Consider the following 6,550-nt stretch of genomic DNA (forward strand, 5'->3'; position numbering starts at 1 on the left):
AGTTTCCTGTCCTGATGAAAGGCAATGGTGCCAAGTCGGATGGGAAACTATAGGCGAAAAGTTTCCTGCCCCGATGAAAGGAAATGGTGCCATGCCGGATAGGAAACTATTCGCCAGAAGTTTCCTGCCCCGATGAAATGCAATGGTGTCATGTCGGACAGGAAACTATACGCAAAAAGTTTCCTGCCCCGATGAAACGCAATGGTGCCATGCCGGACAGGAAACTATACGCAAGAAGTTTCCTGTCCTGATGAAAGGCAATGGTGCCAAGTCGGATGGGAAACTATAGGCCCAAAGTTTCCTGTCCCGATGAAAAGCAATGGCGCCAAGTCGGACAGGAAACTATAGGCAAAAAGTTTCCTGTTCTGATGAGAGGCAATGGTTCCATGCCGGACAGGAAACTATAGACGAAAAGTTTCCTGTCCCGATGAAACGCAATGGTGCCATGTCGGACAGGAAACTGCAGCGCGCGAAGCGCAGCTGCCATTGCACCCAAAAAGAATTTCTTGACGGGCCCATGGGGATGTGGTACAATAAACAACGTCATATGACGCCTGTCATATGACTCTATATGTGGCGGGTGTGGTGAAGCGGCTAACACGGCGGATTGTGGCTCCGTTATGCGTGGGTTCGAGCCCCACCACTCGCCCCATTTTTTTTTACCCAAAATCCGGAAAAGGCATGAAGAAATTCACCGGCTCCGTCATATGGGGGTATCGCCAAGCGGTAAGGCAACGGACTTTGACTCCGTTATCGGTGGTCCGACTCCACCTACCCCTGCCAGTTCATGAATCCTGCAGATGAAGGTCTGCAGGATTTTTTGCTTGGGAAAAATGGGGGCAGGGTCAGCTGTCCGCTGACCGCTTACGTTTTATTGCTGTGCTTCCCGGCTGGTCCATATGGCACGGGGCTGGGTGTCCCTGGCCCTCACGAAGTGGGGTAAAGGTGGTGCCGCAGGCACCAAAGGGGGAAAAACGCTTTTTCACGAGGGGAGCGAGGTTGTGTGGTTTTTGCTGCCGAAGGCAGCATTTATACTCATCGCCGTCAGGCGATACCAAAACCCTCAGCGGCAAAGCCGCTGTCAAACCTGAGAACCCTCAGGGTGAAAGCCCTGTCAATCTTAAGAACCCTTCTACACAACCTTTCTACACAACCTGCGGCGAAGCCGCAGCCCCTTTTGCGCCCAAAGGGCGCAAAAGGGGCTGGACTCTCTAAAAATCGTCCCTTCCAACTCCATAGAGGGCATAAGTAATAAAAATGATTTATGATAATCATAAACTAAATTTTATAGGTTATTTTGCATCTTCTTCAAGGTGTATTATTTATTTCTTCCATGCATTGTGTTAGAATAAAACTATCAAGCGATGTGGTGTTTCTTCATCGGGGACGTCGTGATTACACATTCCGCATTTCCGGAAAAGGAAGGGTCCGGAGGAACGCGGTCCCTCATTCCCAATGAAAATCTACGACCCGTTTCAGGGCAGTGAGAGGAGTTCAGGTTTCATGACTACATTTCAATTCTATCTAGCCGTCATTATCTTCTGTCTCACCTATGTGGGAATCATGTCTGAGAAATTCCCGAGAACCATCTGCGCGCTGGTTGGCGGCGGCGCGATGATTTATGCGGGGTATGTAACGCAGTCCGAGGCCTTTGGGAAATTCATTGACTGGAATACCCTGGGCCTTCTGGCAGGCATGATGATTCTGATTTCCGTGGTAAAGAAATCCGGTTTCTTCCGGGTGCTGGCCCTGTGGGCCATGAAGAAGTCCAAGGGCTCCCCGAGAGAGCTTCTGGTTCTTCTTTCCTGTGTAACCGCCGTAGGGGCATCCCTTATCGATTCCGTCACCGCAGCCCTTCTGATCGCTCCTATGACCATTTCCCTCTGCCGTATGCTGAAGATTTCCCCGGTACCGGTTCTGGTTTCTGAAATCCTTATGTGCAACGTAGGCGGTACGGCGCTCATGATCGGCAACCCGCCGAACGTCATGATCGGTTCTGCCACCCATCTGGATTTCAATGACTTCCTTCTCAATCTGGCTCCTGTGGTTGTCATCACCATCGTAGCAACCCTCATCGGCATCCTTTTCATCTTCAGAAAAGAGCTGCCCCATGGACACCTTCCCAAGGAACAGATCGATGCCATTGATATCATGTCTGCTGTGGAAGACAAGATGATCTTCAAGCGTTCCCTCATCGTCCTCGGCCTTACCATCGTAGGCTTCGTGCTTCATTCCCGTTTCGGACTGCAGTCCGCTACCATTGCCATGACCGGCGGCGTAGTTGCCATGCTGGCCTGCCATGTGAATCCGGAAGAAGCGATGAAGGAAGTGGATCTGGATACCCTGTTCTTCTTCATGGGCCTCTTCATCCTGGTAGGCGGCATGGAAAATGCAGGCGTTATTACCGCCATCGCATCCTGGGGCGTGGCTCTGGCCAACGGAGACAACCACCTCATTACCTACATGATTCTCTGGCTTTCCGGTATTGCTTCCGCATTCATTGATAACATTCCCTTCACTGCAACCATGATTCCTTTGATTAAGGATATGCAGTCCCTTATGAACCTGCCCCATGCAGACTACATGTGGTGGGCTCTGGCAACCGGTGCCTGCTTCGGCGGCAACGGTACCATGATTGGTGCTTCCCCGAACGTTATTATGGTAGCTATTGCAGCCAAGGAAGGACATAACATTTCCTTCGGCACCTTCATGAAATGGTGCTTCCCGCTGATGATTATGTCCCTCATCGTAACCAGTGTTTACATTGAAGTCCGTTACTTCATGCTGGCCGGTATGTAATCTGTAAGAGGGCTGATCCTTATATAATCCACCGGAAGGGGCCTGCCGCAGGGCAGGCCTTTTCTCATGGGTAAAAGGGAATAGGAATAATTTGTGCCTTATCGATGAAATTGGATTGACAAAAATACAGATGTGTTATAGAATAGGCAAAAATAGATTTAAATGTGTCGATTCGTGCTGGCCGGGCAGCTGCGGAGAAGAGACAGTTTATATCTATGCCTGTATAATAAAACGATAAACTATCTATTTAGAAAAGGGGTTAATCATGGATTTCCAACCAAGTTATAAGGAGTTTGCCACTATTTTCAAAGCGCTTTCCGACGAGACCCGTCTTCGGGTAGTGGATATGCTGTCCTGCCGCGAAATGTCCGCCTGCGACATTCTCTCCAATTTCACCCTCTCCCAGTCCACCCTGTCCTACCACATGAAGATTCTCATCGAAGCCAAGGTGGTCAATGCCAGAAGAGAAGGTCTCTGGACCAAGTATTCCATTAATGATGATACATTCAACAAGCTCATGGAATTCATTCCGGAACTTTATAAAATGAAGGATAAATGCGTCTGCGAGCAGATCAAGTACGTGAAAGTCCAGCCCCAGCAGGTGGGTGGAAAAGACGAATTCGGCAACTGATACAATGAGACGCCAAAAAAGCCATCCCGCGGGGGATGGCTTTTTTATGTGATTTCGGTGGGCGGCTGTATTCCCGAAGGTTGACACGCCCTTACGGGCGTGAGGGTTGATGGGGCCGCCGGGCCTTTGGCCCTGGGCCCCAAGGGTTCTGTCCGGAATCGGCTTCGCCTTCCGGACAGTTTGAGGGCTGCCGCCCAGGGTAGTTATATAGCACCGCTGCGCTGGCGATGTGGGCACCTGCCGGTGCCAGTATAAATACCGCCTAACGGCGGAAAAACTGCCGCGAAGCGGCACATAAAATGGCGCCGCAGGCGCCGTACCTCGCCAGCGACACGGTCAGCCGACTAAAAGGTAGGCCCTTTTATGGGCAGGCTATGGGCCAACTTCGGCTGACTTGGAGGTCCTATGCAGGACCTCCACAGTACTTTATAACTCCCTGTGCCGAAGGCACTCAACCCATCCGGGAGGCGCCAGCCGGTCCCGGATAGAACCCTGTCAGCCCAGGGCCGCAGGCCCGGCGGCTGGCTCAACCTCGCCCGCGTCAGCGGGCGTCAACCTTCGGGAATACAGCCAAGCGCCGTATTGCCTCATTATTTCCCGAAGTGACTTTCCGCTTCAATGATCCGGTACACCAGCTCACCGGCATCGTAGAGGTCCTTTTCCTTCAGGTTTTCCTTGCTGGTATGGAAGTCAGTCATGCCTACGCCTACGAGAACCGAGGGGAAGCCCTTGGTGCCGAACCAGTTGGCATCGCTGCCGCCGCCGCTGGGGGCGATTTTCACCGGGAAGCCGGCAGCAGCGCAGGCGCCTTTGAAGAGGCGGAGGGCCGGATCCGATTCTTTCACGGTGAAGGCATCATAGGCCTTCTCTTTTTTGATTTCCAGAGAGCCATGAGGGAATTTTTCTGCTGCCTTCCGGAAGGCATTTTCCATGTCTGCCACCACCTTTTCCAGCTTTTTGCTGCTGCGGCTCCTTGCTTCGCCGTGGACGGCGCAGTAGTCCGCCACGATGTTGACGGCGGTGCCGCCTTCGATGGTGCCCAGGTTGCAGGTGGTTTCTTCATCGATTCGGCCGTTGGGGCAGGCGGCAATGCCAAGGCCTGCCATGGCGATGGCGCTGGTGCCTTTTTCGGGACACATGCCTGCGTGGGCAGCTACGCCGTGGCAGATGAAGTCCAGGGTGTATTCCGATGGGCCGGCGTTGAAGACGGAGCCTGCAGGGCCGTCGGCGTCCAGGGTGTAACCGAAGTCAATGCCCTTAATGTACTCTTCCTCGATATTTCTGGAACCGAAGAGGCCGATTTCTTCCTGCACCGTGAAAATGACGGTGATTTTTCCATGGGGGATGTAATTTTCCTTCATCAGGCGGAGCCCTTCCAGAATAGCGGTGACGCCGGCTTTATCATCGCCGCCTAAGATGGTATTCCCTTTGGAACGGAAAACGCCGCCTTCCAGCACCGGTTCAATGTTTTTGCAGTTTTCTACGCAGTCCATGTGGCCGGTGAGGGCGATGGAGGGAAGTCCCTCCGCGTTCCCATTGAAAGTGGCAATAAGGTTGCCGCAGTTTCCGCCGTTAACGGAGCCGTTATTATCCTCCACAATGCGGGACGCGCCCAGTTTCTTTAATTCCTTCTTCAGGTAGTCGCAGACCTCCCGCTCCCCCTTGCTGGGAGCGTATATTTTCACCAGGTCTGTAAAAGTCTTTCGCATTCGTTCTTCATTGACCATAGAAAGCACCTCTTTGTCAAAATTTCATAGGGCCCATGCCCTGTCCCTATTATAATGGCCCCGGCAGGAAGAGTCCAACTTGACGGATGGTTTATGCTCCCCTATGATGAAGGAAAGGAGGTGCTGTGATGAAACGATGGATTATGCATGTGGACATGGATGCTTTTTTCGCGTCGGTGGAGCAGCGGGACCATCCGGAATGGAAGGGAAAGCCTGTCATTGTAGGCGGGAAGAGCCGCCGGGGTGTGGTGGCCACTGCCTCCTACGAGGCAAGGAAGTACGGCGTTCACTCCGCTATGCCCGTTTCCAAAGCCCGGGAGCTCTGCCCCTTCGGCATTTTTGCAGAGCCCCGGTTTTCCGTGTACAAGGAAACATCCGATGAAATCCATGAAATCATGCTTCACTATGCCGATGCCTACGAGCCCATTTCCCTTGACGAAGCCTTTCTGGATATTTCCGCCATGGGAAGCCAGTACCCCACCCTGGGGGCCATCGGGCGGGCCATCAAGAGTGAAATCCTGGAGGAAACCCGTCTGGTGGCATCGGTGGGCATTGCACCCAATAAATTTCTGGCCAAAATGGCCAGCGACATGGATAAGCCTGACGGCCTTTTCATCATCCCCTACGGAAAGGAAAGGGCTATTCTCAGGCCCCTGCCGGTGCGCCGCCTCTGGGGCGTGGGAAAGGTGACCGAAAGTCGGCTGGTGAAGGCTGGCTTTAAGACCATAGGAAATATCCAGGACGCATCCATGGAAGACCTGGCTGCCATTCTGGGAAACCAGGGCGCTGTCTTAAAGCGCCTCTCCTTCGGCGTGGACGACCGGCCGGTGGAGGCGGATCGGGAAATCAAATCTATCGGCGATGAATCTACCTACGAGAATGATATTTCCGATCCTTCGGTCATTGACCGGGAAATCGCTATCCACAGTGATGTGGTGGCCCAGCGGCTCAGAAAACATGGCCTCACCGCCCGCACGGTGACATTGAAAATCCGGTTTGCCTCCTTCCGTACCGTAACCCGTTCCCTTTCCTTTGAAGAAGGCACCAGTCTCCAGGAGGAAATCTATAGCTATGCGGCAGAGCTCCTTAAGAAAATTTCCCTCACCGAAGGGGTACGGCTCATCGGCGTCACCGCCTCCCGCCTGGGCCCGCCCCTCTCCATGGCTTCCCTCTTCTCTGAAAACCGGGATAAAAGAAACCGGGCCGCCGCAGCCATGGACGAAATCCAGGCCCGCTTCGGCAGAAAAGCCCTGCAGAAAGGCTTCTGGCTGGAAGAGAAGAAGTAGCCGGTGGGAAAAGGTTCTTAAGATTGACGGCCCTAAGGGCCGAGGGTTCTTGGGTTGTGCGCCAGTTCGGCGTGTATAGTATAGTCTGGTGAAAGCCCAGACCCGGC

Annotated in this window: 4 protein-coding genes and 2 tRNA genes; 5 read left to right on the forward strand and 1 reads right to left on the reverse strand. The window is 53.1% G+C overall.

Going from position 1 to position 6,550, the window contains the following annotated elements:
* Positions 1-576: 576 nt before the first annotated feature.
* The 4 genes from Q0482_RS08100 to Q0482_RS08115 all read left to right on the forward strand — a co-directional run bounded on the left by Q0482_RS08100 (position 577) and on the right by Q0482_RS08115 (position 3,430).
* Positions 577-652 (forward strand) — tRNA-His (locus tag Q0482_RS08100).
* Positions 653-709: 57 nt separating this feature from the next.
* A tRNA-Gln gene (locus Q0482_RS08105) sits at positions 710-783 on the forward strand.
* Positions 784-1,503: 720 nt separating this feature from the next.
* Entirely contained in the window at positions 1,504-2,799 is a 1,296-nt protein-coding gene (locus tag Q0482_RS08110) for an ArsB/NhaD family transporter (RefSeq protein WP_299145317.1), read from the forward strand.
* Between the two features lie 265 nt (positions 2,800-3,064).
* Entirely contained in the window at positions 3,065-3,430 is a 366-nt protein-coding gene (locus Q0482_RS08115) for a metalloregulator ArsR/SmtB family transcription factor (RefSeq protein ID WP_291056909.1), read from the forward strand.
* A gap of 590 nt (positions 3,431-4,020) precedes the next feature.
* Here the strand turns inward: Q0482_RS08115 and Q0482_RS08120 are convergent.
* Positions 4,021-5,139 carry a M20/M25/M40 family metallo-hydrolase gene (locus Q0482_RS08120; protein ID WP_299145318.1) on the reverse strand — a complete coding sequence of 373 codons (1,119 nt, stop codon included), beginning with the start codon at positions 5,137-5,139 and terminating at the stop codon, positions 4,021-4,023.
* A gap of 146 nt (positions 5,140-5,285) precedes the next feature.
* Here Q0482_RS08120 and Q0482_RS08125 point away from each other — a divergent pair, with 146 nt between their 5' ends.
* Positions 5,286-6,443 (forward strand): DNA polymerase IV, encoded by a 1,158-nt coding sequence (locus Q0482_RS08125; RefSeq protein ID WP_299145320.1) that lies wholly within the window; start codon positions 5,286-5,288, stop codon positions 6,441-6,443.
* Positions 6,444-6,550: the final 107 nt, after the last annotated feature.

This window comes from uncultured Dialister sp. (assembly GCF_937959425.1).
GTDB lineage: Bacteria > Bacillota > Negativicutes > Veillonellales > Dialisteraceae > Dialister.